This window comes from Devosia aquimaris (assembly GCF_020169335.1).
In the GTDB taxonomy this organism is placed as follows: domain Bacteria; phylum Pseudomonadota; class Alphaproteobacteria; order Rhizobiales; family Devosiaceae; genus Devosia; species Devosia aquimaris.
In genome coordinates this window covers 934,446-959,694 of the sequence record NZ_JAIEZN010000002.1, presented here as the reverse complement: position 1 = coordinate 959,694, position 25,249 = coordinate 934,446, and the positions used below count along the sequence as shown (strand labels likewise).

Here is a 25,249-nt window from a genome sequence, read left to right as displayed (position 1 = left end):
CTCAGTTGGTGCTCTTTGATGGCGGCGTTGCAGCGGTACCATAGGGGACGTTGCGGCCACCATAGCGGCGGACACGAATATTGGCCTGTTCAGCGTGGCCGACGAAGCCTTCCAGCATGGAGAGCCGGGAGCCATATTCACCGATCATGGCCGAGGCCTCGTCCGTGGTCACGGTCTGCCAGGTGCAGGTCTTCATGAATTTGCCGACCCAGAGGCCACCGGTGTAACGCGCCGCCTTCATGGTGGGTAGGGTGTGGTTGGTGCCGATGACCTTGTCGCCATAGGCGACATTGGTGCGCGGCCCCAGGAACAGCGCGCCGTAATTGGTCATGTTGTCCCGGAACCACATGTCCCGGTCGGTCATGACCTGCACATGCTCGGAGGCGATGCGGTCGGCCTCGGCCAGCATTTCCGCGTAGCTCTCGCAGACAATCACCTCGCCATAGTCTGCCCAGGACCGGCGCGCCATGTCGGCGGTGGGCAGGATGGCCAGGATGCGCTCGATTTCGGCCAGTGTATCGCGCGCCAGCTTCTCCGAATTGGTCAGCAGAATGGCAGGGCTGGTCGGGCCGTGCTCGGCCTGGCCGAGAAGGTCGGTGGCGCAGATTTCGCCGTCCACTGTCTCGTCGGCGATCACCAGCGTTTCCGTCGGGCCCGCGAACAGATCGATGCCGACACGGCCATAGAGCTGTCGCTTGGCTTCAGCCACAAAGGCGTTACCCGGCCCCACCAGCATGTCGACGGACTGGATTGTCTCGGTGCCGATGGCCATGGCGCCGATCGCCTGGATACCGCCCAGAACATAGATCTCATCGGCGCCCGCCATGGCTTGCGCCGCTACAATCGCCGGCGCTGGGCGGCCGTTGAAGGGCGGGGCACAGGTGATGACGCGCCGGCAGCCCGCCACCTTTGCGGTCAGCACCGACATATGGGCTGACGCGAGCAGCGGATATTTGCCGCCCGGCACGTAGCAGCCAACAGAGTTGATCGGCACATGCTTGTGTCCCAGGGTGACGCCGGGCAGCGTCTCGACCGACAGGTCGAGCATGGTGTCCTTCTGCTTCTGGGCAAAGTTGCGCACCTGCGTCTGGGCAAACGCGATGTCCTCAAGATCCTGATCGGTCAGTTGCGCCATGCAGGCGTCAATCTCGGCCTGGGTGAGGCGGAAATCGGCGCGGTCCCAGTTGTCAAACTTGATGGACAGGTCGCGCACCGCAGCGTCGCCCCGCGTGCTGATATCGGCAAGGATAGCCTCAACCGTCGCGCGCACCTGGCGATCCGCCTCGGCCCGCTCTTCTACATCCTTACCGCGCTTCAGCCAGATTGGCATTTGTGGCTCCCCTCACTGGATCATTCGACAAATATGCATACGTATGCAATAACGTAAACCCCGACCACGTGAAAACACAACTTTCGCCGCATCAGTGCGGGACAGGCGCCTTTTGCAGGCTGACATCGGTGGCTTGTTCGAAGGCGTGACCGAACTGCACAATCCGCGCCTCGGCGTGATGACGCCCGATAATCTGCATGCCGATCGGCAGGCCATCATGGAACCCCACAGGGATGGCCAGCACGGGATGGCCGGACACGTTGAATCCGATGGTCCGCATCGGGGTCCAGACGACTTCCTTTTCAAAAGGCGCTGCCGGCAGGGCCGTGGTCAGGGCGCCAACGGTGACCAGCACATCGTGCTGGTCGAGCAGTTCATCGATAGACGCCGTAAACGCCACCCCGGCAGCCCGGGCCTTGCTGACATCGGCCTCGCTCAGCGTCATCCCGGCCGCCAGACTGAGGAAAGCGCCCCGGCCATAGGCTTCGGGTTGGGCGCGTAGGCTCTCGGCATGGATAGCGTAGCTCTCCGCATGCAGGATGGCCGCGACTGCCACTTCGATCTGTTCGTAGTCCGGCATGTCGACTTCACTGATGCGGGCCCCCTGGGCCGACAGCAGCGATACGGCGGCGTCGATAGCGGCGGTGACTTCGGGCATCGTCTGGGGGTCACCTGCAAACCAGTTGCGGGCATAGCCGATGCTCAGCCCCGAAATCGGTTCGCCCAGACGGCTGCATGCGCCCTGCCCGCCGGATCGCCCGCTCAGCACATCAAGGGTTATGGCAGCTTCAGCGACCGTGGCGCTGACGGGCCCGACGCAATCAAGGCTCGGCGCAAGGTCCAGGACCCCCACCGTGGGCACCAGGCCATAGGTTGGCTTGAGCCCTACCGTGCCACAGTAAAACGACGGACCGCGCACCGACCCACCGGTATCGGTCCCCACGCTCGTTCGCAGCAGACCGCCAGCAACTGCTGCCGCGCAGCCAGACGACGATCCGCCCGTGATGTGGTCGAGCTTCCAGGGGTTGCGGGCGGGCGGGAACAGTCCGCGCTTGTCCGGGCCCACGGTCGCCCATTCATAGGTGGCCAATTTGCCCAGGATAATCGCGCCGCCGGTGCGCAGCCGGCGCACCACTTCCGCGTCGTGATCGGCAATGGCCTGGGCGCGGCCGGGCGCATTGGCGCTGGTGGGCAAGCCCGCGACATCGATCAGATCCTTGATGCCGACGGGAATGCCGTGGAGCGGGCCACGGTCGATGCCTTGGGCCAACTCCTCGTCAGCGCGCGCGGCATCGCCCAGCGCTGCGTCTTCCAGCACAAGGTAGAAGCTCCGATAGGCCGGGTCGCGGCGCTTGATCCGGGACAGCGTGGCGCGGACCAGCGCCTGAGAGGTCAGCCTTCCAGCCCGCAGACGCCTGGCAAGCTCTGCAATGTCGAGGTCGCACAGATCGGCAGATGGATCGGCGTCCGGCGCCCCGGGCAGGCTGGAGAGGCCCTCGTGCAGCCAGCGGGACAATCTGGAGACGCCCGCCGCCTCGTCCTGGCTCAGGTCCAGGCCACTGGCCTGCAGCGCCGCCTTGAAGCGATCATCAAATGCGCCGCCCTGTGCCATGGTTCATGCCTCGATGCGCGCGCCGTTTGACTGATCGAAAAGATGGCAAGCGGCAGCCGGAATGGCAATCCGCGCCAGATCACCGATTTCGGCCCGATACTCCTTGCCGACCTTGATGGAGACCAGTTCACCGGCCACCCGAACGGACAGCATCGTGGCTTCCCCGAGCAGCTCGACCGAGTAGATTGGCGCTTCGATCTGCCCCTTGCTGTCGGCGAGGCTCGCGTCCTCAGCCCGGAAGCCAAGGGTGACCGGCCCGGTGGTGGCATGCGACAAGCCTTCGATGCGAATGCCCTCGCTGGTGAATATGCCATTGGCGATCTGGCCGCTGACCAGGTTCATCGCCGGTGAACCAATGAAACTGGCCACGAAGGTGTTTGCCGGGCGATCATAGATCTCCATCGGAGTGCCGACCTGCTGTACGACGCCCTTGTTCATGACGACGACACGGTCGGCCAGTGTCATGGCCTCGATCTGGTCATGGGTGACGTAGATGGTGGTGGTCTTGAGCGCATGATGCAGGTTCTTGATCTGGGCGCGCGTGGACACGCGCAGCTTGGCATCAAGGTTGGACAGGGGCTCATCCATCAGGAAGGCATTGGGTTCGCGGACGATGGCGCGGGCCAGCGCCACGCGCTGACGCTGACCACCCGACAGGGCAGCCGGGCGGCGCTCCAGGAAGGGTTCCAGCTCGACCATCGCAGCCGCCTTCATCACCCGGTCATGGTGCTGGTCCTGGGGAATCTTGCGGACCTTGAGCGGGAAGCGAATGTTCTCGTAGACAGTCATGTTGGGATACAGACCATAGCTCTGGAACACCATGGAGATGTCGCGATCCTTGGGCTCGAGCTTGTTGACGAGCCGGTCCCCGATCCAGATCTCGCCCTCCGTGATCTCTTCGAGGCCAGCAATCATCCGCATGGTCGTGGTCTTGCCGCAGCCCGAGGGGCCCAGCAGCACCAGGAACTCCTGGTCGGCAATGTCGAGGTTGAAATTGTCTACGCCGACGAGCTTGTTCCAGCGCTTGGAGACATTCTTGAGACGGATCTGAGCCATTTGCGATCAGCCTTTCACTGCGCCGGCGGTCAATCCGCTGACGATCTGGCGTTGGAAGACGAGGACGAGGATAAACAGCGGCAGCGTTGCCGACACCACTGCGGCAACGGCGAACATCACATTGCCGCTTTCCTGGATCGATCCCAGGAAGCTGGAAATCTTGGGAACCATGGTCTGGTTGTCGGCGCTGAGCAGCATCGCGGTAACGGCAAAGTCATTGTAGCCGAGCAAGAAGCTGAACAGCCCCGTCGTCACCAGCCCGGGCCACATCACCGGCATGATCACCATGCGGAAGGCCTGGAAGCGCGTGCAGCCATCGACCATGGCGCTCTCATCGAGATCCTTGGGGATCGAGAGAAAGAAGGAATGCAGCATCCAGAGCGTGAAGGGCTGGTTGATGGCAACCAGCACGATGATCGAGGTGGGCAGCACGCCCCAGATATTGAGCTGGAAGAACGGCAGCAGATAGCCCGACACGAGCGTGATATGCGGCATGGCGCGGAACACCAGCGCGGCAATCAGTATCCAGAACGAATAGTTGCGGCCCGAGCGCGCCAGCGCGTAGCCGCCCAGGGTTCCCAGGGTCAGCGAAATGGCGGTAACGCAGATGGTGACAATGACGGTATTGAACGCAGCGCGCCAGAAATCGCGCGTGATCCAGGCGCCATAATAGCCCGACCCGGTGAAGGCCTCGCCGGTCTGGCGGACCGTCGACGTGCCGAAAATTGCGTTCCACCAGCTCTCACGCGAGAAGAAGTCGGCCTCGACCTTGAACGATCCCCAGACCGTCCACAGAAAGGGCACGGCAGCCAGGATCACCCAGAGGATGATGAAGACATAGATCAGCGTGTTGAGCAGGATCGGGCGCTTGTGGGACATTGCTTCAGACATGATCACACCGCCTTGTGTTTGAATTCGCGCCAGGTGCGTATCAGCACCGGCGAAAGCAGGATGACGACGCCCAGAATGGTCAGCACCGAGGTGGCGCCGGCAGAACCAAATTGCTGGGAGTCGCCGGAGAGGTCATTATAGATCAGCCAGCTCAGCGAGGTGGCATTCGCCTCGGCCGAGAAGCCGACGATGGGCTCAAAGACGCGGAAATTGTCCATCAGCTGCACCAGCGCGACAAAGGTGGCGAGCGGCGCAAGATGGGGAATGATGACATAGCGAATGCGCTCCCAGCGCGAGGCGCCGTCAATCATCGCCGATTCCAGCGTGTCCCCGGGCACGGTCTGCAGGCCTGCATAAAAGACCACGAAGGAGAACGGCGCATTGGTCCAGACGCCATAGGTCAGAAGCGCACCCCAGGTCAGCGCCGGCGACGCGCGCAGTGACAGCGTGGGGTCGTTGAAGATGTGCTGGATCGTCGCGCCCAATATGCCGTTGGGGCTGAGCATCCAGTACAGGATCAGCGAGCCGATCAGGGGCGTGATGATCATGGGGAGCAGGGAGAAGAAGATGATCGGCCCCTTGGTCACCTTCGGCAGGGCGTTCACGGCCAGGGCGATGGCAAAGCCCAGCGCCATGGCCAGCGGGGTGACGACAAAGCAGTAGACCAGCGTGAAGATCAGCGCCTTGTAGAAGGGCAGGTTGAGGATCTGCGCCATCTTGGTACCAAGGTCGCGATCGCTGGCCAGGATCGCGCCGAGCTCGTCGGTGGCAAGGTGGGCCCGGTTCACATAGGTGGCCAGACCATTGAAGCGGCCGAGGGGTTGTTCCTCGCGCAGGGCGGCGGTGGCTTCGGTGTCGACGCGCAATTCCTTGGAGCAGCCGCCAAAGGGCTGGCAGTTCTCGACTTCGACCATGACCTGCTCATGGCTGACATAGAGAGACTGCACGACGACCGAGACGATCGGCAGGGCAATGAACAGCACCATGGCAATCAGCGATGGCAGGATGAACGCAAAGAATGTCTTGTGTGGCATTGCCTGCCTCCCTGGAAGCGTCCGGCCAAGTCGAAATGATGGTGGAACAGCCAGGCGGAAAAAGCCAAGCCATCAATAGTCCGGCGGGCCATTTGACCGCTCAGGGGACCAGGTGCCTCCCCCCGATGACGGGAGGAGGCAAGACGGTGTGTCCGACCCGGACTTACTGCAGGAAGCCGGCTTCGCGCGCGGCCGTGTCATAGGCGGCCTTGACGTCGGCCAGAGCCTGTTCGGCATCTTCCGAGCCGGCCACATATTCAGCCAGTTCAGTCGACAGGGCAGTGTGAAGCAGACCCATATAGGGCTGCATCGGGTAGGCGCGGGCGCCGCCATTGGCATTGGCGATGACGCCGACGGCTGCCGGACCGGGCTCGAAACCGGCGATGAGCCAGGTGGCCTGATCCTTGTGCGCCATCATCATTTCCGGGCTGATGCCATGGACCATGGCCTGGAAGGACGCCGCAGCGTCTTCATCGGAAATGTTCTTGGCAATGGTGAAGCCGTCCCACCACAGCGCAGCGGCGGGGATTGAGCCGCCACCAATGGTCGGCGCAGCGGCCAGCACGGTGTTTTCGACAACGCCATCGACGGCGCCTTCGCTATCCAGAATGGCGCCGCCCAGCGAGCCCCATTCGTTCATGATGGCGACATTGCCCGCCTCATATTCCTTCTGGATTTCGTTGGCGTCGAAGGTCAGGTAGTCCGGATCCATATAGGCAATCATATCGCGCATGACGCGCAGCACTTCGCGACCATTGTCGTTGTCGATGGTCAATTCGGCACTGCCGGACGCAAAGAACTCGGCACCCGTGCCCAGGTAGGAATTGACGAACTCGGCCGCCAGATCCCAACCCGGCTTCACCGAAGCGGCAAGCGGATGCTCCATCAGGCCAGCCGCCTTGATCGCGGCAGCGGCGGCGAGCACGTCGTCATAGCTGGTGGGGGGCTGCACGCCGGCCTTTTCGAGAATGTCCTTGCGGTAGAACATGTGCTGGCCATTGCCCATGAAGGCGACGGCCATGATCTTGCCGTCGATCTTGACCAGCTGGCTGGGCTGGAGATTCTGGCCATACTTGGCAACCAGATCATCGAGCGGGCGGATCAGGTCATCGTTAAGCAGGGGCACGATAGAATTGTTGGCAACCACCGCCACGGAATATTCCGCGGGATTGATGGTCAGTGCCGGCACCTGGATGTTCTTGTGTTCGGCCGTTGCGTTGGCTGTCACGGTGACGGCGCCGGAGGCGCATTCCTCGGCCGTGGCATTGATGGTCCGCAGCGCTTCAAAGTCGTTGCTCAGAATGCGCACGGAACCGGCTTCGATGCCGCAATCGGCCATTGCGGCGCCCGTCCCCAGGGCAAGTGCGATCGCCGATACGGCGAGCGTAAGAATGGGCTTCATATTGGTTCTCCTGACTTCGGGTACTCTATTGCACCCACCCTCGTTGCGCAGTCCGGCGGATGCCGCTGCGCAACACTCCACGTTCCAACCCTCCGCATACGTATGCATGATCGTTTTGCATTCGTATGCAAACGCAAACTAAGCATAACATTCCGCCGTGCGCAATGGTCCCGTTGCCCGGTCGTTGCAGACCTGTGCAGCGCCTGCTCCAAACCGACCATGCCCGGCGCAACACGGGCGTCCTGGCCCTGCGCCGATTGCTGGTGCGGCATCAAGACCGGGGCCACGATCGTGTCGCGGAGAGGGATCAAGACGGGCGGACTGCCTCAGCCCAGCCGGGGCAGTGCCATTGAAAGCCGGACGCCGCCGATCACCCGTGGCACGCAAGCGAACGGGCTGAGGCTACAAACTGGCGGTGCAGACTAGCCGCATCGACCCGTAAACGCCGATCGGACAGCTGTTTTCCGGCCCGGGCTGATTGGACAGTCCCGAACGTCGAGCGCAGGCAGACGCACAAAACCGCGCCAGAAATCCTGGCACGCCTGCCGCGTCCGCATCGGTCCGACATCAAGGAAAGTGAAATGGCGCGCCCGAAGAGATTCGAACTCCTGACCCCCAGATTCGTAGTCTGGTGCTCTATCCAGCTGAGCTACGGGCGCGCACGGCCGTCTTGGACGGCGGTGTTCAGTGGCGGGGCAATGCCCTGCTGACTGAAGCGGCGCCACCCATACAGGGGCGTTTTCCGATTGGCAAGCGTGGATGACAGTTTTTCTCCAGCCGTCAGGTTTTCAACAGCAGGCTGGCCGGCAGGAAGAGATCGAACTGGGTGCCAACCGGCGGATCGACAAAGCTCAGGCGCCCGCCATGGGCCTGGGTAAGCTCGCGGGCGATGGCCAGGCCCAGGCCCGTGCCGCCGGCCCGGGCAGAGCCTTCAAAGGCGACAAACAGGTTGTCGCGCGCCCGCGGCGGCAGGCCGGGACCGTTGTCGGACACCGAGATGGTCACGCCCAGCGGCGTCTGGTCGGCCGTGACCCGCACTGCCGGATCGGTGACCTTGCTGCCGGCCGCCTCAAGTGCCTCACGCGCGTTCTTGAGCAGGTTGAGCAGGACACGACCCATCTGGACCGCGTCGATATTGAGCACCATGCCGCCCGGCACGTCATTGACGAAGGCAATCGCAGGATGGCCAGAGAGACGCGCATCAAAGGCCGCCTCCTCCACCATGCCGCGCAGCAGCACCGGCGCCAGTTCGGGTGGCACCGCCGTCTCCCGACCGTAGTCGAGCACGGACTGGGCAAAACCGATGGCGCGGTCGAGGGTCGTCACCAGGCGCGGCGCCAGGCGCTGCACATTGGGATCATCGAGCGTGGCCACCTGATCGGACAGCAATTGGGCAGAACTGAGCGTGTTGCGCAGATCGTGGTTGATCTTGGCTACGGCCAGGCCGAGATCGGCCAGATGGCGGCGCTGGCGCAGCAGGGAGAAGATATCGGTCTCCATGGCGGCCAGTTCGCGCTCGGCAATGCCGATCTCGTCGCGGCGCTGGGACGGGTTGATGATCAGGCTGGCATTCTCGGGCGCGCGGCGAAAGGCCAGCATGTTCTGCGTCAGGCGTCGCACCGGCTGGATCAGCAGCACGCTGGCCAACAGGTAGAGCGCCAGCGCGGTCAGGATGGCCAGCACCAGCGAGACCAGCACGATCTGCACCGAATAGCGCACCAGATCCTCGCGCAGCGGCCGCTCGGGCATCAACAGTTCGACCATGGTCTGGTCGAGATCGCCGGGGCCAACGATGCGCAGGGTGCGGCCGGGCTTGGCAAACAGCGTATCGAAAGCGCCCAGGATCAGTGTGGGCAGGTCGCGGTTGCGCATGTCGGCGGTCACCACTTCCTCGGGCGTCACCGGATCGGCCAGCTCGATCAGCTGGCTCTGGCCCTCGCGGCGATAGACGATGGCATAGGCGCCCGCAGAGGTCAGCAGCCGGTCTGTCAGGTTGCGCGGCAGGGCCATGACGTCGGGCACGGCATCGAGCACGCGAGCCCCCACCACGCCGACGCGCAGGCGATCATCGAGCCAATTGGCGCGGTAGCTGGCCAAGGAGGGCAGATAGACCACCACTTCGACAAGAAGAATCACCGCGCTGATCGTGGCGATGAGCTTGATCGACAGACCGGAGAACAGGCTAGGCAGCACGCGGCGAATGGTTGGCATGGCCTGACAATACAGGCAAATTCGCGCCCTGCGTAAGTCCCCGGCGGGAAGGAATTCAGCGCCTGATCTGGCTCAGGCGTGCACGCAGTCGCGCCAGCCGCCCAGGCGGATGGCTGGCGCTATATTGCCGGCCGATCTGGGCCAGCAGGCTACCGGCGCTCTCAGGTGGAACGGCCAGGCCGGCAAGGTCGGCCACCGACAGGCCGCGGGCCATGCCCAGGGCCAGGGCTGCGACGACGCTGTCAGCGCCCTGCCCCAGCATGGCCCCGCCCAAAATGGAGCCGGCAGCATTGACGATCAGGCTGGTGTTGCCCCGTGGCGCGCCGCCCGCACGGGCGGCAATGGATTCGGCCAGGTTGGCGCGCAAGACACTCTGGCCGGGACGCAACGCCTCCGTCGACAGCACCAGCCCGGTCTGCGCCAGCGGCGGGTCGGTGCGGATCAGGCGGGGACCGAGATGGGCCGGGGTGGGCGGCAGCGGGTGCCCCAATAGGCGCTGCAGCAGCCTCTCGACCTGCAACTGTGCCTGCGCTGGGTCGGAGATGCCGGCAGCGCCGCCGACGGCCCATATGTGCGGATTGCTGGTCTGCCCCTCTGGACCAAGCTGGATGCGCCCGGGCTGGGCACGGTCGGGGCGCAGCCGGGCCTGGGCCAGCATGTCGGCGTCGAGCGCAGGCATGTCGCCCATAGCCAGCAGCAGGTGCGAAATATCGAGCGAACCCGCGCTGCCATCGCCGTGGAGCAGACTGATGCCGGTGCCCTGGCTGCGCGGCTGAATGGCGGTGACACTGGTCTCGGGCAGGATGCGCAGGCCCTCGTCGGCGAGGCTGCGCAGCAGCATGGCCACCAGATCGCTATCAAAGCCGGGCAAGAGCGCCCCCTGCGGCACAAGGGTCACCTCGGCGCCTAGGCGCGCATAGGCCTGCGCCAGCTCGACAGCCACGGGCGTTCCGCCCAGCACCAGCAGGTGGCTGAGCTTGCGCATGTTGTCGAGGATCGATTGCGGGGTGAAATAGGCCACCGCATCAATTCCCGGCAGATCGGGCAATAGCGGCTGCGCGCCGGTGGCAAGCACGAAATGGCCAGCGGCGACCGGCGTATCGCCCACCTTGAGCGCACGGCGCCCGGTGAAGGCCGTGGCACCGGCGAGCCGCTCGATACCCAGCGCATCGAGGCGCTCGGGCGCCATCTCGGGTTGCATGCCCGCTGCCAGCGCAGCGGCGCGTTCGCCGATGGTGCGATAATTGGGCTTGGGCTCGCCATTGGCCATGCCAAATGCCCCGGCGGTGCGAATGGCGTGGGCGCGATTGGCGCTCGCCATCAGCGCCGCACGCTGCATCGCGGCCTGGGGCGCATCGCCCGGCACGGGCACGCCGGTATCGACCAGCGCCACGCTCAGCCCGGCCTGTCGGGCGCGCACGGCCAGACCCAGACCCAGCGCGCCGGCGCCGATGATGCAGAGATCGGGCTTGAGGAGATCTGCCATGACAGGCCAATGGCTAGGGAACGACAGCTGGACTTATGCGGCGATCGCGCGCAGAAAACAACGGGGCATGGCCAGTGCGGAACTGTGGTGTGGCGCGTTGACTTGGGGCCAAGTTTTCCCTATAGACGCCACCAACCCGCACCGTGGGCGCCCAGCGCTCGATGTGTGTCCGATATTCTTGCTCATGAGCAGCCCAGCCAGAGGAACCGTGCCCCGCGCGGTTTGATGACATGAAACGTACTTATCAGCCGTCCCAGCTCGTGCGTGCCCGCCGCCACGGTTTCCGTGCCCGTATGGCCACCAAGGACGGTCGTGCGATCATCAACCGTCGCCGCCGCGACGGCCGCAAGAAGCTCACGGCCTAAGGCCGCCTGGCCGGATGACGGCCAATGCGCCAAAGCCCGACGCCCTGCGTCGGTTGACCAAGCGTTCCCAATTCCAGAGGGCTGCCCGGGGCAATCGCGCCGGGCGCTCTGCGTTTGGGCTACAGGTCGTGCCGGCTCCCCTGCCCGAGGCGGGGATCGGCTTTACCGTCACCAAGAAGACGGGCAATTCCCCCGAACGCAATCGCATAAAACGTCGTCTTCGCGCGGCTGTGACAGCATGCGCGCGTGACTTTGTGCCCGCCCACGACTATGTGCTGGTCGGACGGCGCGAAGCGCTGAGCGAACCCTTTGCCAAACTGGTTGCCGATCTGGAGGCCTTGATTGTGCGTGTGCACGCCCCCAGATCGCCTGACCAACGACACTCTTCCGGCCGCGGCCCACGGAAACCGAACCCATGAACGATAATCGCAATGTGATCCTGGCCATCGTGCTGAGCATGCTCGTGCTGTTTGGCTGGCAGTTCTTCATTGCCGGCCCCCGCATGGAACAGGCCCAGCAGCAGGCGCAGCTGGCGGCCGAGCAGGCGCAGTCCGAGGCCGCGCTGGCGACTCCGTCGGCCGGCTCGACCGATGCCGTTGCGGCAGCCGGCACGCCGGGCGCCGTGAGCAGCGATGGCGCGCCGGTCTATGCCGACCGCGCCCAGGCCATCGCGGCCAGCGATCGCATCGCCATCGATACGCCCGACCTGGCTGGCTCGATCAACCTCACCGGCGCGCGTCTGGATGACCTTGAGCTCAAGCAGTATCGCGAAACGGTCGATCCGACGTCGCCCATCATCACGCTTCTGACCCCAGCGGGCGCGCCCAATGCCTATTTTGCCGAGCAGGGCTGGGTGCCGGCCAGCGGCACCGATGTGGTGGTGCCCGACAGCAAGAGCGTCTGGACCGTCGAGGGTGACGCCACCACGCTGACCGCGGCCACGCCTGTCACGCTGCGTTGGGACAATGGCCAGGGCCTGATCTTCCGTCGCACCTTCAGTGTGGACGACTATTACCTGTTCACGGTCGATCAATCGATCGAGAACACCGGCAGCAGCGATGTGGCGCTCTTCCCCTATGCCCGCGTTGCCCGCCACGGCACGCCCAAGGTCGCCAATTTCTTCATCCAGCACGAAGGCCCCCATGGCGTGCTGGGCTCGAACAACATGGTGTCCAAGAAGTACTCGGACCTGCAGAAGGATCAGCAGGCGCGCTTCGACAACACCACCGGCTGGCTGGGCTTTTCGGACAAATACTGGGCCACGGCCGTGCTGCCCAAGCCCAACACCAATATCAATGCGCTGTTCTCCTGGAAGAACAACGCCGGCTATGACGACTACCAGACCAGCTTTGTGGAAACCACGCCGGTCGTGGTCGCTGCCGGCAGCACCGTTACCCACCAGAGCTATCTGTTTGCCGGCGCCAAGGAAGAATCGGTGATCAACAGCTATCAGCAGACTTACGGCTTTGACCGTATCGACCTGCTGATCGACTGGGGCTGGTTCAGCTTCCTGACCAAGCCGATGTATTATCTGCTGACGTTCCTGAATGGGCTGATCGGTAATTTCGGCCTGGCCGTTCTGGCGGTGACCGTGATCGTCAAGGCGCTGTTCTTCCCGCTGGCCAGCCGCTCCTATGCGTCCATGGCCGCCATGCGCCGCGTGCAGCCGGAAATGAAGGCCATCCAGGAGCGTCTCAAGGACGACCGGGCTGCCCAGCAGCAGGCCATGATGGAGCTCTACAAGAAGGAAAAGATCAATCCGCTCAGCGGTTGCTGGCCGGTGCTGATCCAGATTCCGGTGTTCTTTGCGCTCTATACCGTCATCTTCATCAGCCTCGACATGCGCCATGCGCCGTTCTTTGGCTGGATCCAGGATCTGGCAGCGCCCGATCCGACCAATATCTTCACCCTGTTCGGCCTGATCCCCTGGGATCCGACCGCGCTGCCGATCATTGGCAGCTTCCTGCACCTGGGCGTGTGGCCTGTCATCATGGGCATCACCATGTGGGTGCAGATGAAGCTCAACCCGCCACCGCCGGATCCGACCCAGGCGATGATCTTCAACTGGATGCCGGTGATCTTCACCTTCATGCTGGGCACCTTCCCGGCGGGTCTGGTGATCTACTGGGCCTGGAACAACACGCTGTCGGTGGCGCAGCAGTATTTCATCATGAAGCGCCATGGCGCCGAGGTGAACCTGCTGGGCAATATCCTGGACGCGTTCCGTCGCAAGCCCAAGGCCAGCGAACCGACCAAGCCCTGATCGCGCACACCGGTCAGACCACCCTCCTGCCCGCCGGCCTTGCCCGGCGGGCTCATTGTTTGAAGACGAGGCCCTCATGAGCACCATCGACTATGCCCCCGAGATGATCGAGCGCGGTCGGCTGCTGTTCGCCCGGCCGTTCCTGTTCGTCAAAGGCTGCGTCAGCATTGCCGACCTGCCGCCCATGGATCAGGTCGAGATCGCCTTTGCCGGGCGCTCCAATGTGGGCAAGTCGAGCCTGATCAATGCCCTGTGCGGCACCTCTGGGCTGGCGCGCACCTCCAATACGCCGGGCCGCACGCAGGAGCTCAACATCTTCGAGAGCCAGAGCGAGCCGCTGCGTATCGTGGATATGCCGGGCTATGGCTATGCCAGGGCGCCCGAGGACAAGGTGCGCGCCTGGACCAAGCTGATCCATCGCTATCTCACCGGCCGGGCCACGCTGCGCCGGGTCTATGTGCTGGTCGATGGCCGCCATGGGCCCAAGGACAATGACCTGACAGTGATGAACGAGCTGGACAAGGCCGCGGTCAGCTATCAGGTGGTGCTGACCAAGGCTGACAAGCCGGGCAAGGAGGAACTGGCCAAGGTGATTGCGGCCACCCAGGCGGCCATCGCCAAGCGGCCAGCCGCCCATCCGCATGTCATCGAGACCTCATCGGTCAAGGGCGAGGGCCTCAAGGAGCTGCGCACCGAAATCGCCATGCTGCTCGAAAGCTAGACTGGTCGAGCACGCAGCGCCGGTAACAAAAAAAGCCAGGCTCGCGCCTGGCTTTTGCATTCCTGCGTCCTGCCCCGACTAGGCGGCGCGGCGGGCGCGGGCGGTTTCAGTGAGGTTGAATCCGGCGACGATGCGATCAAGCTCGCTGGCCTGGGATTCGGTCTGCTCAATGGCGGCATTGGTCTCTTCCACCAGCGCCGCATTGTGCTGGGTGATCTCGTCCATCTGGCGCACGGCGACGCTGACCTCGGCAATGGCAGCGGCCTGGCTGCGGCTGGCCTTGGCGATTTCGCTGATCAGCTTGCCGCTCTCGGTGACCGAGGCGTTGAGCGCGCCGACGCGATCGGCCACGCCCATCACGATGTCGGTGCCGGACTGGACTTCGCCGACGGACAGCTCGATCAGCTTCTTGATCTCCAGCGAGGCTTCGGCGGCCGACTGTGCCAGGCGCCGCACTTCGATGGCGACCACGGCAAAGCCCTTGCCGGCCTCGCCAGCGCGGGCGGCTTCCACCGAGGCATTGAGCGCCAACAGATTGGTCTGGAAGGCCACGTCGTCGATCAGGCCAATGATGTTGGAAATCTTGGCCGAGGCGGCCGAAATGCGTTCCATCGCAGCGGTAGCATTCTCCATGGCCGAACCGCTTTCAATGGCGATGCGGGCGGCCGCGGTGGCGGCGCCATTGGCGTCTTCGGCGCGAGCCGCATTTTCGGTCACCGTGGCGGCCAGCTGTTCGACCGTGGCGGAGGTCTGTTCCACCGTGGCGGCCTGGCGGGTGGTGCGTTCGCTCAGGTCATTGGCACCGGCCAGGATTTCGCCCGTGGCCGTGCGCAGGGCGCGGGAGGTGCTGCGCAGCTCCTGCATGACATCGGAGAGCTTGTCGGCCACCGCATTTGTATTGTCGCGCAGGTCGGCGAAAGCGCCGCGGAAATTGCCGGTCATGCGCTGGGTCAGGTCGGCATTAGCCAGGGCCGCCAGCACGCGGTCGGTCTCGCTCAGGCCGGTGTCCATGGCCGTGATCAGGGCATTGACCTGTCCGGCGAGACTGGCGAGGTCGGCCTGTTCATAGCGGTCGTCGACCCGGCGGGAGAGATCGCCGTCCATGACGGCATCGACGGTGGTGCTGAGGTCGCCGGCCAGGCGATCGGAGGCCTGCTGGCGCAGCAGGCTCTCGGCGCCGCGGGCGCGATCGGCCTGCTCGAAGGCGGCCTTTTCTGCCAGGGCGCCCTTGAAGCCGGTGAAGGCGTCGAACATCACCGTCAGCTCGTCCTGGGCCTTCTGGGCCGGAATGTCGACGCTGGTGTCGCCGGCGGCCAGCGCCTTGGAAATAGCCACCAGGCTGCGCAGGCGGCTCGAGACCACGCGGATGAAGAAGACGATCACCATGGTACAGCCCGACGCGGCGCCAACGCCGGCCAGAATCAGCGAGATCATGGCAAAGACCCGCGCATTGGCCAGGGCATCGAGCCCCTGTTCCATGGCGGTATGCAGTTCAGTCTCCACCAGGTCGGCGGCAGTGATCAGCGTATCGAAGCTGGCGTCAAAGGCCGCGTCGGCAGGCGTCCCGGCGCCGGCGTCGCCGCCGCGCTGGGCGTAGCGCTGTTCGGCCGAGACGCGGAACGCGTCCAGCGCGGACTGCACATCGGCCAGTTCAGCGAGCACCTTGGGATTGTCGGTGGCAATGAACGTGCCTTCCTCGTTCTTTGCACCCTTGCCGATGGCGTCGATGTAGAACTGGGTTTCGTCCAGATAGCCCCAGAAGGCGTCAATGCTCTCGGACTCGTCGCCGCCCATGATCTCTTCAAAATAGAGGTGTCCGGTGGTGGCGTTGAGCTTGATCTCCATGGCCGCATCGCCCAGTGGCGCAAGCCGGGCGCCAATGGCGTCGCCGCGCGCTGCCAGGTCATAGGCGCCATAGAGCGCCACAGCGCCCAACAGGCTCACAACCGCGCCGAAACCGGCAAAAACGGCCAGAAGCTTCTGAATGACTGACCAGCGATTGATGTTGAGCATACGGGCGCCCTCCGAGATATATCCGAAGAAATTTGGCGCGTTTGGGTTAATTCATCGTTGCGGCAAAGCCGTTTGCGCGCACTTAAATGCCTGATCGAGCCAAAAAACGGGCAATGGCATTGGCGACCAGCCCACTGTCGGATGGCGTGGATATCGAATCCACGGCCCTGTCGACCACCGCGTCGGGGGCCTTACCACGGCGCATCTCGGCAAGGGCCAGGGTATAGTCGTCCTCGAATTCAGGATGGGGCTGGAAGCTGAGGGCGGCGCCGTTGCGATAGGCCAGGCCCGCGTTGGGGGTGAAGTCGGAGGCCAGGATCACCTCGGCCTCCGATGGCGGCACGATCACCTGGTCCTGGTGTGAACAGGCCACCGCCACGCTCGACGGCGCGCCGCGCAGCAGGTCAGGTTGGCCGATGAGGCGATAGCTGTGCCGGCCCAGGCCCCAGCCTTTCTCTGACTTGCGCACATCCCCGCCCAGCGCATCGGCCATGATCTGGTGGCCAAAGCAGACGCCCAGCATGGGCGTGCGTCGGCCATAGGCATCGCGGATGAAACTGCGCAGGGGGTTCATCCAGGGCAGGTCGTCATAGACACCGGCAGCCGAGCCGGTGATGACAATGCCCTCGACACCCGCCAGATCCGGAAAGGGCTCGCCATCGGCGACATTGACCGTCTCATAGCTGAAGCCCTGCCCGGTCCGATCGAACATCGCCTCGAACATCTTGCGATAGGGGCCGAAGCGGTCGCGCAGCGGCAGGGGGACTTCACCGGTCTGGACAATGGTCAGTTTCATATCGGGCTTGGGCTCCTGGCTGCGTCGGGGTTTAACCCCGGCATCGGGCCCAAGGCAATGCCCGCCGGGAGGGGCGGGCATGCACAGGCGTCAGGTGTAAGCCGCGATCAGGCTGGCAGGAACTTGAGGGCGACGCCGTTGATGCAATAGCGCAGGCCGGTGGGGGCCGGGCCATCCTCGAACACGTGTCCCTGATGCCCGCCGCAATTGGAGCAGTGCACTTCGGTGCGGGTCATAAACAGGCTCGTGTCCTCGGAGGTGCCGATGGCGCCATCGATGAAGGTGTAAAAGCTCGGCCAGCCGGTGCCGCTGTCGAACTTGGTCTCGCTGGCAAACAGCGGCTGGTCGCAGCCGGCGCAGGCAAATGTGCCCGGGCGGTGCTCGTCATTGAGCGGAGACGTGTAGGGGCGCTCGGTGGCCTCGTGACGCAGAACGTCATAGGCCTCGGGGGTGAGCTTGGCCTTCCACTCGGCATCGCTGAGCTTGAAGGGGAAGTTGCCTTCGGCTGCATCGGCGGAGCCCGTCAGGCGCAGGCCGAACACACCGGCCAGGGCGGCCAGGGCAGTGCCGCCGGCGAGCAGGTTGCGACGATCGATGATCATATGCGTTCTCCTCAATGCGATTGCCCCGCACCAGGCAGCGCAGGAGGGACTGCGGGCGCGGCGCGGGGCTGGTTGACGGGCATCGTAGAACCTTGGGCAAGGCGATGCCACGTCAAGTTATGGTGAGAAGCAACCGGATGCCGCTTCTCTCAATGCGCCATTCGGTCTGGCGCATTGCTTGGTTACATGGCGGACTTGGGGGTCAGCACGGCATCGATCACGTGGATCACGCCATTGGACTGGATCACGTCGGCGATGGTCACGTTGGCAACGGTGCCATTCTCGTCGGTCACGGTGACCTTGCCGTCAGCGGCCTTGAGGGTCAGCTTGCAGCCACCAACGGTGTCCACAACATGCTCGCCGCCATCGGCTTCAACCATGCCGACGATGTCGGTGGACAGGGCCTTGGCCGGGATCACATGGCAAGCCAGGATCGTGGACAGCATTTCCTTGTTTTCGGGCTTCAGCAGGGTTTCGACAGTGCCGGCCGGCAGAGCGTCGAAGGCTGCGTTGACGGGGGCCAGAACGGTGAACGGGCCGGGGCCGGACAGGGTTTCCACCAGGCCAGCAGCCTGCACGGCGGCAACCAGAGTGGTGTGGTCAGCCGAGTTCACGGCATTTTCGACAATGTTCTTGTCGGCATACATGGCGGCGCCGCCAACCATCGGATTGTCCTGCGCCATTGCGCCGGCAACAGAGGCAACCGAGAGCATGGCAGCGAGCGAGAGAGCGCGGATCGAGAGGGTCATTGACGTAGTCCTTCCTGTGTTTGGTTCCCATTTTTCGTCTGGGACATAGGGAGAAACGGCAGGGCCCGCAGATTAGTTTCACCTGATTTCAGAAAAATCGTCAAAAAGAACGCTGACGCAGTATTTTCTTTTTCGACGCCTGTTCAGCCATCGATCAACACAGAGGCGCCCGCCACCCCAAAGGATAGCGGACACAATTTCGCCACAAGATTTTAGACTTGCGCCAGCAGTCCGATAGACTAGATGCGGGTCACCGCGCCCTTGGCCACGATGGGCCCATGCGGCAGGCCGTCGGGTGAGCCGCCAGCCTGTTCGAGCGTGATGGCCAAGACCGAGCCTTCGCCCAAACCGGCGAGTACATCAGGCGTCACGGCAACGGAGCTGCGCTCAGCCACCGGGATCACGCCCATGGACACAGGATTGTTACCGCCCTGGATGGCCCAGAGCTCGAAATCCTTGTCGGGCACAGGCTCTCCAGACAGTGCGGTCAGCCGCACATTGCCGGCGCCATCGTAGAGCGCGACGAATTTGACATTGCTGCCCTCTTCCTCAAGCGCGGCAACAAGCTGGGTCGTCAGGCTCGAGACATCGGCGGCGGGCTGCATCAGGTTGAAGCCCACAGCGGCCACGGCCACGGCAAGGGCACCGGCGGCGATACCGCGCCAAAGATTGAGATTGTCCCAGAAGCGGGCGACCGGGCCGGATGCCACGGTTTCGCCAAAGGCACGCGCTTCGATGGCGCCGAGCAGGTGGCGCGGCGGCACCACTTCCTCAAACTGGTCATCCAGGGCCGAGAAGCGGGACTGCCAGAAATCACGCTCGGCACGCAGGCGCTGATCGTTCTCGATCAGGCGCGCGACGCGCTCATGCTGACCAGACGGCAGCAGACCGAGCACATACTCGGCCACCAAGGCGTTGCGGCCTTCAATGTCTCTGTCGCTGTCTTCACCGGTGCTCATGCGCTCAGGCAGTCTTTCAATTTGATCAGACTCCGGCGCAGCCAGGTCCGCATCGTGTTCAAGGGCACGGCGTAGCGGCTGGCCAGTTCCTCGTAGCTATAGCCATCGAGGTAGGCTCCGCGCACCGCGTCGGCACGATCGGGCTCGAGCGTGCCTAGGCAATTCTCGATCTGGCCGCGTTGCTGATTGTCCTGGGTGGCCCGCTCCGGGGAGGGGCCGCTGTCGGCAATATCAATAGCCTCGTCGATGTCGTCGGAAGGCGGGCGGCGGGCGCGCAGAACGTCCAGTGAATGGTTGCGGGCCACAGCGACCAGCCAGCTGATGGGGCTGGTGGTGCCGGCGACGTAACGATCGGCGCGTTGCCAGATCTTCACATAGACTTCCTGCACGGCTTCTTCCGCTTCCGAGCGGTCTCTCAAGATACGCAGGGTAACGCCGAAAAGTTTCGCGCTGGTGCGTTCATAGAGCAAGCGAAATGCAGCACGGTCGCGCAGGGCGCAGCGGGATATCAACTCGGCAATATCCTGCGAGGGTGTCTGTGTCATGGCCATAGCTGTAGCGCACCTCCTGCTGACTGCCTATCCCGCCCCTTGCCCGGTTCTTGGGATTAGCCATGGCTTGAACGCAGCAGGGGGCGCGGTGGATCAGTGAGAAACAGGCGCAACCGCCTTTTCCTTTGCTCCCCGATGCTTTATGCCCGTTGCGGGTTTTTAGTGCCGTTCGACCAACCGATTGGGTCCGCCGATGTCCGAAGAAAGCAGTTTGACCGACCGGTTCAGCCACGATGCCGGCATTCTCGCCCAGGCCCTGCCCTATATGCAGCGCTACGAGGGCAAGACGGTCGTGGTGAAATACGGCGGCCACGCCATGGGCGATGCCAAGCTGGGCCAGGCCTTCGCGCGCGACATCGCGCTGCTCAAGCAGTCCAAGGTCAATCCCATCGTGGTGCATGGCGGCGGTCCGCAGATCGCCCTGATGCTCAAGAACCTGGGCATCGAATCCAAGTTCGAAGGCGGGTTGCGCGTCACCGACAAGCGGACCATGGAAGTGGTCGAGATGGTCCTGGCCGGCTCGATCAACAAGGAAATCGTCGCCCTGATCAATGCCGAGGGCGAATGGGCCATCGGCCTGTGCGGCAAAGACGGCAACATGGTCTTTGCCCGCAAGGCGGAAAAGACCGTCAAGGACCCTTCGTCCAACATCGAGCGCGCGCTTGATCTGGGCTATGTGGGTGAACCCGTCGAAGTCGATCGCACGCTGCTCGACCTGTTGGCCCGCTCGGAGATGATCCCGGTTATCGCGCCGGTGGCCCCGGGCCGCGACGGCAATACCTACAATATCAATGCCGATACCTTTGCCGGCGCCATTGCCGGCTCGCTCGGCGCCAAGCGCCTGCTGTTCCTCACCGACGTGCCCGGCGTGCTGGACAAGGACGGCAAGCTGATCCCCGAGCTCAGCGTGCGCGAAGCCAAGGCGCTGATCGCCGATGGCACCATTTCGGGCGGCATGATCCCCAAGGTGGAAACGTGCCTGGAAGCGCTCGACAGCGGCGTTGAGGGCGTGGTGATCCTCAATGGCAAGCAGCCGCATGTGGTGCTGGTGGAACTGTTCACCGAATTCGGCGCTGGCACGCTGATCGTCCGCTAAGACGATACCCCAGCCCCATCAAAGGCCGCCCACGGGGCGGCCTTTTTCTTTGCAGCTCGTGTCTGTCGTTGCGCCAAACAAAAAGGGCCGCCATGGCTGGCGGCCCTTTCGCTTGCCTTTGGCACCAATCAGTGTTCGAGCACCACGGCCGGGGCAGCAGCGGCTGGACGCTGGCCATGGCCGGGGTTGCGGCGGAACAGCGGCGAGAGCAGGAACACCACGGTGAAGCTGCCGATGACATACCACAGTGCCGTGCTGGCCGCGCCGGCGAAGGCGGCATGAGGGGCAGAGCCGGTTGCCATGGCCGCGCCGAGATGGCCGAAGAACAGCTCGCCGATGATGGCCACGCCCAGGGCGCCGCCAACCTGCTGGAAAGCCTGCAGCGAGCCCGAGCCGGCACCCGCATCGCGCGGCGGCACATTGGACAACACCAGCTGGAACAGCGAGGAAAAGCCCAGACCCAGGCCCACGCCAGCGATCAGCAGCGGCGGCAGGAAGGCCCAATGGTCAATGCTGTCGGTGACGCCGGAGACATAAAGGTTCAGCCAGCCAATGCCGATCACCAGCAACGCGCCGGAGGTAGCCAGGCGCGCCCGCAGATAGTGGGCGCCGAAGCGGCCGGCAATGGCCGAGGCGACCAGAACGCCGACCGAGAAGGGCGTGTTGGTCAGGCCCGATTCCAGCGGCGTGAAGGCAAAGCCACCCTGCAGCAGCAGCGAGATCACCATGAACATGCCGGGAATGCCCGAGGCAAAAACGGTGGTGACAAAGGCGCCGAACATGAACTGGCGATTGGTGATGAGGTCAAAGTTGAGCAGCTGCGACTGGCCCTGATGGGCGCGATGGCGCGTCCAGAGCACAAACAGGCCCAGCAGCACCAGGCCTGCCGCGATCATGGCGAAGGCCCAGGCCGGCCAGCCATAGGCGCGGCCTTCGATGATGGGGAACACCACCGCCAGGATGCCGGCACCGAACAGCAGAATGCCGACATAGTCATTGCGCAGTGCGGCATGGCCCGGCAGGCGCGGGATCAGGAACCAGCCGGCCACCACGGCCGCGATGCCGATGGGGATATTGACCAGAAAGATCGGCTGCCACTGCATGCCGAACAGATTGGCCGAGACCAGTATGCCGCCCAGGATGGGGCCGCAGACCGAGGCCAGGCCGGCCGAGAGGCCGAACAGCGAGAAGGCCTGGCCGCGCTCATGGGGCGGGAAGGTCACCGTGGCGATCGCCAGCACCTGCGGCGTCATCATGGCGCCTGCCAGGCCCTGGACCACGCGGGCAAAGATCAGGAATTCGATATTGGGCGAGAGGCCACAGAGCGCCGACGCGGCGGTGAAGCCGGCAACGCCCCACAGGAACAGGCGCGTGCGGCCCAGGATGTCGCCCAAGCGCCCGAAGGGCAGCAGGCCCAGGGCGAAGGCCAGAATATACGCCGCGACCACCCATTCGATCTGGTTGTCGGTGGCGTTCAGGCCGGTGCGCATCGACGGCAGCGCAACATTGACGATGGTGACGTCGATCAGGTTCATGAAATTGGCAATGAGCAGCACGAACAGGGCCGGCCAGCGGCGCGGATCAGGTGCTGCCGTCGCCGCATCGGGAGCGTGGGAAGCAGACATTCACGAAGGGTCCTTGGATAGGGAGGGATTGGCGATGAAGGCGCGCTCCAGTTCAGCGGTGAGCTGCTCATAGGATGCACGGAAGGAGGTCCACTGGCGCGAATAGTCCGACAGCGCGCCGGTGGTGATCAGGGCCGCCGCATGGGGATCGAGGTCGGGTCGGAATGTCCCATCACTGACGCCCCGGCGGAAAATGTCGACAAACTGCAGCCGCCAATAATCGTAGAGCGGTGTCATGATGGCGCCGATAGCCGGGTCGCGCCGGCCTTTCTCGATCAGCGCGCTCAGCACCACGATGAGCTCGGGCGTGTCGTGGACGGATTCATGGAAATCGACGAATTCGAGCCGCAGCTGTTCGAGCGGAGAGCGGCCGGCACGGGTGTTGCGCTGTGCCTGGGCCTTGAACTCTTGGCGCAGGCTGTCAGCCACAAGAGCAACCAGGGCTTCCTTGGTGGGCACATGATAGTGCAGCGTCGCAATATTGATGCCCACACGCGCGGCAATGTCGCGCGTGCGCAGGCCTTCCAGTCCCACTTCAAAGATGATTGCGCGGGCGGCGGCGGCAATCGCCAGGCGACGTTCGTCGCCACTCTCCCGCTTGCCCGGAAAGGGACAGGGTTGATCCTGGTGCATGCTTGTCTCTCCTGATCGAGCATCTACACCCATCCCAATTCTCAATCAATCGTTTGATTGGGAAGATCAGCCATGTTTTTTGAGGTGGCTTCCTGGGCGTCGTGGTCACGCCGCCCAATGCCTGCCGCCGCACCCGCTCCATGTGCACTGGCCCAATGACACATGCTGTCAGCACGATAGTGCCGCCGGGCAGTCAGGCGGCGCGCACGCCAGAGGTCAGTCGGCACCGTTGACAAATCGGCGCCAAGGGCGTTGCTCCGCGAGCAAATGGAGTGCCTGAAATGCAGGATTATGTTCGCCGCATCCTGACCTCGTCGGTCTATGAAGTTGCCGAGGAAACCCCGCTTGACGCCATGCCCCTGCTGTCGGCCCGGCTGGGCGTCGAGGTGCTGCTCAAGCGCGAGGACATGCAGCCGGTCTTCTCCTTCAAGATTCGCGGCGCACACAACCGTATTGCCCAGCTCAACCCCGAGGAACGGGCGCGTGGGGTAATCTGCGCCTCGGCCGGCAACCATGCCCAGGGCGTGGCGCTGTCGGCCCATCGCCTGGGCATTCGCGCCATCGTGGTGATGCCCACCACCACGCCCGTGATCAAGATCAATGCCGTGCGCAAGCGCGGCGGCGAGGTGGTGCTGTTCGGCGATGGCTTTGACGCCGCCCGCGCCCATGCCGCGGCGCTGGCAGACAAGCATGGCTATGTGGTGGTGCATCCGTTCGACGATCCCGATGTCATTGCCGGCCAGGGCACCATCGGCATGGAGCTGCTGCGCCAGCATCCCGGGCCCATCGGCGCCATCTATGTGCCTGTCGGCGGCGGCGGACTTGCCGCCGGCATTGCAGCCTTTGTCAAATTCCTGCGTCCCGACATCCGAGTGATCGGCGTCGAACCGGAGGAAGCGGCCAGCATGAAGGCCGCGATTGCTGCTGGCCATCCGGTGGCGCTCGATCAGGTGGGGCTGTTTGCCGATGGCGTGGCGGTGCGCCAGGTGGGTGACGAGACCTTCCGCATCTGCCGCGAGTTGCTCGACGATATCGTCACCGTCACGGCCGACGAGATCTGTGCTGCCATCAAGGACATCTTTGACGATCACCGCGCCATCGCCGAACCGGCCGGGGCCTTGGCGCTGGCCGGGCTGCGCCGCCAGGTTGAGCTGGGCGCGGCGCCGCAAGGCGCGCTGATCGCCATCAATTCAGGCGCCAATGTCAATTTCGACCGGCTGCGCTATGTGGCCGAGCGGGCCGAGATCGGCGAACGCGCCGAGGCTCTGCTGGCCGTGGAAATCCCCGAGCGTCCCGGCAGCTATCGCGCCTTTATCCGCCTGCTCGGTCAGCGCTCGATCACCGAGTTCAACTATCGCTTTGCGCCGGGCGAAACCGCCAAGATCTTTGTCGGCGTCAAGCTGACGCGCGGCGACGCCGAGAAACACGAGATCATCGCCCTGCTCGAGGACAATGGCCTCAAGGTGATCGACCTTACCGACAATGAGGTGGCCAAATTGCATGTCCGCTACATGGTGGGCGGGCGCGTGGCCAATCTGGATGACGAGGTGGTCTATCGCTTCCAGTTCCCCGAACGGCCAGGCGCGCTGCTCAAGTTTCTCGAGGGGCTCAAGGACGAGTGGAACATTTCGCTGTTCCACTATCGCAACCATGGTGCCGACTATGGCCGTGTGCTGGTGGGCGTGCAGGTGCCGCTGCGCACCCGTGCCGACTTCATCGAGCATATCGATGCCATCGGCTTTCCCTATTGGGAGGAAACCGACAATCCGGCCTATCGCCAATTCCTTTGAGGCGCCGCTGCGGGGGGGGATGCGGCGGCCCAAAAGGGTCGTTAAGATGAAATAAACGATCACT

The 25,249-nt window shown here is 64.0% G+C and carries 22 protein-coding genes and 1 tRNA gene; 6 read left to right on the top strand and 17 right to left on the bottom strand.

The window, feature by feature from the left end; all coding sequences use genetic code 11:
* Position 1 precedes the first annotated feature (1 nt).
* The 9 genes from hisD to K1177_RS17395 all read right to left on the bottom strand — a co-directional run bounded on the left by hisD (position 2) and on the right by K1177_RS17395 (position 11,022).
* On the bottom strand, positions 2–1,330 hold the full coding sequence (gene hisD, locus K1177_RS17435; RefSeq protein ID WP_224705333.1) for a histidinol dehydrogenase: 1,329 nt from the start codon (positions 1,328–1,330) through the stop codon (positions 2–4).
* Between the two features lie 91 nt (positions 1,331–1,421).
* Positions 1,422–2,942, bottom strand: coding sequence for an amidase (locus K1177_RS17430; protein ID WP_224705331.1), 1,521 nt, complete (start codon positions 2,940–2,942; stop codon positions 1,422–1,424).
* A 3-nt stretch (positions 2,943–2,945) separates the two neighbouring features.
* Entirely contained in the window at positions 2,946–3,998 is a 1,053-nt protein-coding gene (locus K1177_RS17425; RefSeq protein WP_224705329.1) for an ABC transporter ATP-binding protein, read from the bottom strand.
* Positions 3,999–4,004: 6 nt separating this feature from the next.
* On the bottom strand, positions 4,005–4,889 hold the full coding sequence (locus K1177_RS17420) for a carbohydrate ABC transporter permease (protein ID WP_224705327.1): 885 nt from the start codon (positions 4,887–4,889) through the stop codon (positions 4,005–4,007).
* Positions 4,890–4,891: 2 nt separating this feature from the next.
* The gene (locus tag K1177_RS17415; protein ID WP_224705325.1) at positions 4,892–5,923 is read right to left on the bottom strand and encodes a carbohydrate ABC transporter permease; all 1,032 of its coding nucleotides are present in this window, start codon (positions 5,921–5,923) and stop codon (positions 4,892–4,894) included.
* Between the two features lie 163 nt (positions 5,924–6,086).
* Entirely contained in the window at positions 6,087–7,325 is a 1,239-nt protein-coding gene (locus tag K1177_RS17410; RefSeq protein ID WP_224705323.1) for an ABC transporter substrate-binding protein, read from the bottom strand.
* 582 nt (positions 7,326–7,907) lie between these two features.
* A tRNA-Arg gene (locus tag K1177_RS17405) sits at positions 7,908–7,984 on the bottom strand.
* Positions 7,985–8,105: 121 nt separating this feature from the next.
* Positions 8,106–9,536 (bottom strand): sensor histidine kinase, encoded by a 1,431-nt coding sequence (locus tag K1177_RS17400; protein ID WP_224705321.1) that lies wholly within the window; start codon positions 9,534–9,536, stop codon positions 8,106–8,108.
* 55 nt (positions 9,537–9,591) lie between these two features.
* Positions 9,592–11,022 (bottom strand): FAD-dependent oxidoreductase, encoded by a 1,431-nt coding sequence (locus K1177_RS17395; protein ID WP_224705315.1) that lies wholly within the window; start codon positions 11,020–11,022, stop codon positions 9,592–9,594.
* 230 nt (positions 11,023–11,252) lie between these two features.
* Between K1177_RS17395 and rpmH the strand changes: the two genes are divergently transcribed.
* The 4 genes from rpmH to yihA all read left to right on the top strand — a co-directional run bounded on the left by rpmH (position 11,253) and on the right by yihA (position 14,371).
* Positions 11,253–11,387 carry a 50S ribosomal protein L34 gene (gene rpmH, locus K1177_RS17390; RefSeq protein WP_137150028.1) on the top strand — a complete coding sequence of 45 codons (135 nt, stop codon included), beginning with the start codon at positions 11,253–11,255 and terminating at the stop codon, positions 11,385–11,387.
* 14 nt (positions 11,388–11,401) lie between these two features.
* Positions 11,402–11,806, top strand: coding sequence for a ribonuclease P protein component (gene rnpA, locus K1177_RS17385; RefSeq protein ID WP_224705312.1), 405 nt, complete (start codon positions 11,402–11,404; stop codon positions 11,804–11,806).
* Positions 11,803–13,650, top strand: a complete 1,848-nt coding sequence (yidC, locus tag K1177_RS17380) for a membrane protein insertase YidC (protein ID WP_224705310.1) — start codon at positions 11,803–11,805, stop codon at positions 13,648–13,650. Before rnpA ends, yidC begins: the two co-directional genes overlap by 4 nt.
* Positions 13,651–13,726: 76 nt before the next feature.
* Positions 13,727–14,371, top strand: a complete 645-nt coding sequence (gene yihA / locus K1177_RS17375) for a ribosome biogenesis GTP-binding protein YihA/YsxC (protein WP_224705308.1) — start codon at positions 13,727–13,729, stop codon at positions 14,369–14,371.
* Between the two features lie 78 nt (positions 14,372–14,449).
* On the opposite strand, the gene K1177_RS17370 is transcribed toward yihA, so the two are convergent.
* The 6 genes from K1177_RS17370 to K1177_RS17345 all read right to left on the bottom strand — a co-directional run bounded on the left by K1177_RS17370 (position 14,450) and on the right by K1177_RS17345 (position 20,035).
* Entirely contained in the window at positions 14,450–16,384 is a 1,935-nt protein-coding gene (locus K1177_RS17370) for a methyl-accepting chemotaxis protein (protein WP_224705306.1), read from the bottom strand.
* A gap of 82 nt (positions 16,385–16,466) precedes the next feature.
* Positions 16,467–17,180, bottom strand: a complete 714-nt coding sequence (locus tag K1177_RS17365) for a type 1 glutamine amidotransferase (protein WP_224705304.1) — start codon at positions 17,178–17,180, stop codon at positions 16,467–16,469.
* Between the two features lie 107 nt (positions 17,181–17,287).
* Complete coding sequence (gene msrB, locus K1177_RS17360) at positions 17,288–17,779, bottom strand: peptide-methionine (R)-S-oxide reductase MsrB (RefSeq protein WP_224705852.1); 492 nt, start codon at positions 17,777–17,779, stop codon at positions 17,288–17,290.
* Positions 17,780–17,964: 185 nt separating this feature from the next.
* Positions 17,965–18,495 carry a fasciclin domain-containing protein gene (locus tag K1177_RS17355; RefSeq protein ID WP_224705850.1) on the bottom strand — a complete coding sequence of 177 codons (531 nt, stop codon included), beginning with the start codon at positions 18,493–18,495 and terminating at the stop codon, positions 17,965–17,967.
* 275 nt (positions 18,496–18,770) lie between these two features.
* Positions 18,771–19,490 carry an anti-sigma factor gene (locus tag K1177_RS17350; protein ID WP_224705302.1) on the bottom strand — a complete coding sequence of 240 codons (720 nt, stop codon included), beginning with the start codon at positions 19,488–19,490 and terminating at the stop codon, positions 18,771–18,773.
* Positions 19,487–20,035: a sigma-70 family RNA polymerase sigma factor gene (locus K1177_RS17345; protein ID WP_396120250.1), complete on the bottom strand. Its 549-nt coding sequence runs from the start codon at positions 20,033–20,035 to the stop codon at positions 19,487–19,489. Before K1177_RS17345 ends, K1177_RS17350 begins: the two co-directional genes overlap by 4 nt.
* Positions 20,036–20,306: 271 nt before the next feature.
* Here K1177_RS17345 and argB point away from each other — a divergent pair, with 271 nt between their 5' ends.
* Positions 20,307–21,137 (top strand): acetylglutamate kinase, encoded by an 831-nt coding sequence (gene argB / locus K1177_RS17340; protein ID WP_396120249.1) that lies wholly within the window; start codon positions 20,307–20,309, stop codon positions 21,135–21,137.
* A 128-nt stretch (positions 21,138–21,265) separates the two neighbouring features.
* Here argB and K1177_RS17335 read toward each other — a convergent pair whose 3' ends face one another.
* Positions 21,266–22,762, bottom strand: coding sequence for a DHA2 family efflux MFS transporter permease subunit (locus tag K1177_RS17335; protein ID WP_224705285.1), 1,497 nt, complete (start codon positions 22,760–22,762; stop codon positions 21,266–21,268).
* A complete protein-coding gene (locus K1177_RS17330; protein WP_224705284.1) occupies positions 22,763–23,395 on the bottom strand; it encodes a TetR/AcrR family transcriptional regulator in 633 nt (210 codons plus the stop codon). It lies immediately after the preceding gene.
* 281 nt (positions 23,396–23,676) lie between these two features.
* Between K1177_RS17330 and ilvA the strand changes: the two genes are divergently transcribed.
* Entirely contained in the window at positions 23,677–25,185 is a 1,509-nt protein-coding gene (ilvA, locus tag K1177_RS17325; protein WP_224705282.1) for a threonine ammonia-lyase, biosynthetic, read from the top strand.
* Positions 25,186–25,249 lie beyond the last annotated feature (64 nt).